General features: G+C 50.1%; 4 protein-coding genes. All 4 read right to left on the bottom strand.

Annotated elements, in window-relative coordinates; translation table 11 throughout:
* The coding region (menA, locus tag ACRC27_RS08405; RefSeq protein WP_438639667.1) for a 1,4-dihydroxy-2-naphthoate octaprenyltransferase at window positions 1–545 on the bottom strand (545 nt) is incomplete at its 3' end.
* Between the two features lie 282 nt (window positions 546–827).
* Complete coding sequence (gene hslU, locus ACRC27_RS08400; protein WP_438623865.1) at window positions 828–2,162, bottom strand: HslU--HslV peptidase ATPase subunit; 1,335 nt, start codon at window positions 2,160–2,162, stop codon at window positions 828–830.
* Window positions 2,163–2,171: 9 nt separating this feature from the next.
* The gene (hslV, locus tag ACRC27_RS08395) at window positions 2,172–2,702 is read right to left on the bottom strand and encodes an ATP-dependent protease subunit HslV (protein ID WP_438623864.1); all 531 of its coding nucleotides are present in this window, start codon (window positions 2,700–2,702) and stop codon (window positions 2,172–2,174) included.
* A gap of 85 nt (window positions 2,703–2,787) precedes the next feature.
* The coding region (gene ftsN / locus ACRC27_RS08390; protein ID WP_438639666.1) for a cell division protein FtsN at window positions 2,788–3,491 on the bottom strand (704 nt) is incomplete at its 5' end.

The following is a 3,491-nucleotide window of genomic DNA, read 5'->3' as shown; positions in this document are numbered from 1 at the left end:
GCCGGCAGCAGCAGGGCGGCTTCAAAAGTACCGGTTTGCAGGTAGTAAGTGCCACAAACACCGAGTAGACCGAAGAAGGTTAGTACAGAAATATCGCCCAACCCCATGTAACCGTAGGGTTTATTACCCACGGTATAGGTGATCGCGGCGATAATGGCGACCACACCCATGAGCAGGAATCCGACAATATCTTCTGGTTTACGGCAGGCCAGTAAAATTAATGTACCGCCGCTAACTAAGGTGAGCAGCAGGGTTATCAGCATCGCGCGCTTCATGCTTTGTGCTGAGATCAGGCCGCTTTGTACCGCACGGCGCGGGCCAACCCGATCTTTATCGGTGCCCTTGACTGCATCGCCGTAATCATTGGCCAGATTCGATAAAATCTGTAGCAATGTGGCAGTCAGCAGAGCAAGAACAGTAATGGTTGCTTGGAAGCGTCCTTGCCACATAGCAACTGCAGCTCCGGTAACAATTGAGGCTAAGGCCAGCGGTAAAGTGCGCGGACGTGTAGCTTCCAACCAGATAGCAAATTTGGAGTCACTCATGGGTTTGGCTTCAACATAGTTAAGGGTTAAAAATGGCCGGCAGAGCAAATCATGCGATAGCGCAAGCTGTCTGTGCGAGAAATTTGAGCGCTGTAGTTTACAGCATCTTGCGGGGATGCGGGTATGACTGTTTGGTTAAATTCACAGCATAAGCTGCGGTATAAAGAGAAAAACAGAGCGCAAGTGCGCTCTGTTTTTGAGAAGCAAAAAGCGGTGCAAGCCTATTATGGATAACATGCCAAAGCATGATGAACCATGATTGCTACCGTTTTGTTTGGCTGATTACAGAATAAAACGGCTGAGATCTTCGTCTTCTACAACATCGGCCAAGTATTTGCTGACGTAATCGGCATCAACGGTGATCAGTTGACCGCCGCGCTCGCTGGCATCAAAAGAGACCTCTTCGAACAGACGCTCCATCACGGTATGCAGACGGCGTGCACCAATATTTTCGGTACGCTCGTTAACGGTAAAGGCAGCATCAGCTAGGCGGCGGATCCCTTCTGGCGTGAATTCAACATTCAGACCTTCGGTTGCCAGCAGCGCTTTATATTGCTCGGTCAGTGAGGCACTTGGCTCTGACAAAATGCGCTCAAAATCAGCACTGGTCAGGGCATCGAGTTCAACACGAATAGGCAGGCGGCCTTGTAGCTCAGGCAGCAGATCAGACGGGCGAGCAACCTGAAATGCACCCGAGGCGATGAACAGGATATGATCAGTATTCACCATGCCGTGCTTAGTGGATACAGTGCAGCCTTCAACTAACGGTAGCAGATCGCGCTGAACACCTTCGCGTGAAACATCAGGGCCGGAGCTTTCGCCACGCTTACAGATCTTGTCTATCTCATCGATAAAGACAATACCGTTTTGCTCAACTGCGTGAATCGCTTGCTCTTTGAGCTCTTCAGGATTGACCAGCTTGGCCGCTTCTTCTTCAATCAGCGCTTTGAGTGCTTCGGGCACTTTGAGTTTGCGTTTTTTCTTTTGCTGACCGGCTAGATTTTGGAACATAGATTGCAACTGGTTAGTCATCTCTTCCATGCCCGGTGGCGACATGATTTCAACACCGGCACTGCCAGCTGCTGAGGTCTCAATCTCGATCTCTTTATCATCGAGCTGACCTTCGCGCAGTTTTTTACGGAAAATTTGGCGAGTGTGTGATTGCTCGTCAGTTTTTTCAGTCTGACCCCAGTTATCACGCGGTGGTGGCAGCAACGCATCTAAAATACGATCTTCTGCCAGCTCTTCGGCCCGCACACGATTTTTTTCGATAGACTGTAAGCGCACCATTTTGATGGCTGAATCTGTCAGATCGCGGATAATCGAGTCAACTTCTTTACCTACATACCCAACTTCAGTGAACTTAGTCGCTTCCACTTTGATGAACGGAGCATTGGCCAGTTTCGCCAGACGGCGGGCAATTTCCGTTTTACCGACACCGGTTGGGCCGATCATCAGAATATTTTTTGGGGTCACTTCATGGCGCAGCGCTTCTGGCAACTGCATCCGTCGCCAGCGGTTACGCAGTGCAATGGCAACAGAACGCTTGGCTTTATCCTGACCGATGATATGACGGTCAAGCTCGTGGACAATTTCACGTGGGGTCATTTCAGACATGGTCAGGCCTTAAATTTTGCTTGGAAGTTCTTCGATGGTTTTGTGTTGGTTGGTATACACACAAATATCACCGGCAATGGTCAGGGCTTTTTCCACGATATCGTGGGCAGAGAGCTCGGTATTTTCCAGCAGTGCACGTGCGGCAGACTGGGCAAACGGGCCACCTGAGCCAATTGCGATCAGATCATTTTCCGGCTGCACCACATCACCGTTACCGGTAATGATTAAAGAGGCATTTTCATCCGCAACGGCTAGCAGTGCTTCAAGTTTACGCAGAGCACGATCAGATCGCCAATCTTTGGCCAGCTCAACGGCTGCTTTAACCAAATTACCCTGATGCATCTCTAACTGACGCTCAAAACGCTCAAACAGGGTGAATGCATCGGCTGTACCGCCAGCAAAACCGGCAATGACTTGATCGTTATATAAACGGCGCACTTTGCGCGCGTTGCTCTTCATGACAGTGTTGCCAAGAGAAACCTGTCCGTCACCGCCAATGACGACTTTACCATTACGGCGCACACTTACGATTGTTGTCACTGTGTGTTCCTCATCGGAGAATTACGCAAAGCCCTGATCATTGTCAGGGCACATAATGCTTAGATGGGGATTTGGGAAAGGAGTTTCAACCCTGAACAGGAAGAATTAAGCAGCTCGACATACCGCTGCTTTTTAAGCGGTTTTGCTGTTTGTCAGCGGCCGCACGGCTGCTGTAAGGGCCAAGAACCACTCGATGCCAGCTATTACTGGTGCGTAAATTGGCTTCAATACCCTGAAATGCCAGTGTTGCTTGCACCTCTTCAGCCTGCGAACTGGTACGGTATGCGCCACACTGAACCAGCCACTGTTGTGGTTTTTCATCCACTTTTTTGGCGGTGTCAACTTTAGCGACTTCATTTCGTGCTGTTTCTGAACCGCGCGGAATGGGTGGAGGCTGTACCAGTGTTGGCTTGCTCTCTTTGATTACCGACGTTGTCTGACGAGGCGGAATTTGCTCAATTTTTGCGAGCGGTTGCCCCTGATTGTTGCTGTTCGGAGAGGTGTAGACCGGCTTGTTCTGCGTAATTTGGGTTTCACCGTCAATATTGCCGTTGCGATCGGCTCGCGGCAAGGCTTGTGGCGCTTGCTGCATCTCCGTTTGCAACTGGGTCAAAATAGCCTGCTGCTCTGCGGTTAACTGGGTGGGTGCTGTGCGATCTTGCATTGGGTTATGCGGATCACTGATCACCACCTCTTTATTTTCCAGCTCTTTAATATAGCTCCAGCGCTCTTCGGGTTTTACCGGTAGGCCGTTTTTATGCTTAATTTGCTGTTGCAGGTTGAGTGCCG

Origin of the sequence: Plesiomonas sp., from assembly GCF_051650925.1 — a bacterium.
Classification (GTDB): Bacteria; Pseudomonadota; Gammaproteobacteria; order Enterobacterales; family CAMTGL01; genus Plesiomonas.
The sequence above is the reverse complement of the archived record's forward strand: the minus strand, read 5'-3'. Positions and strand labels throughout refer to the sequence as shown.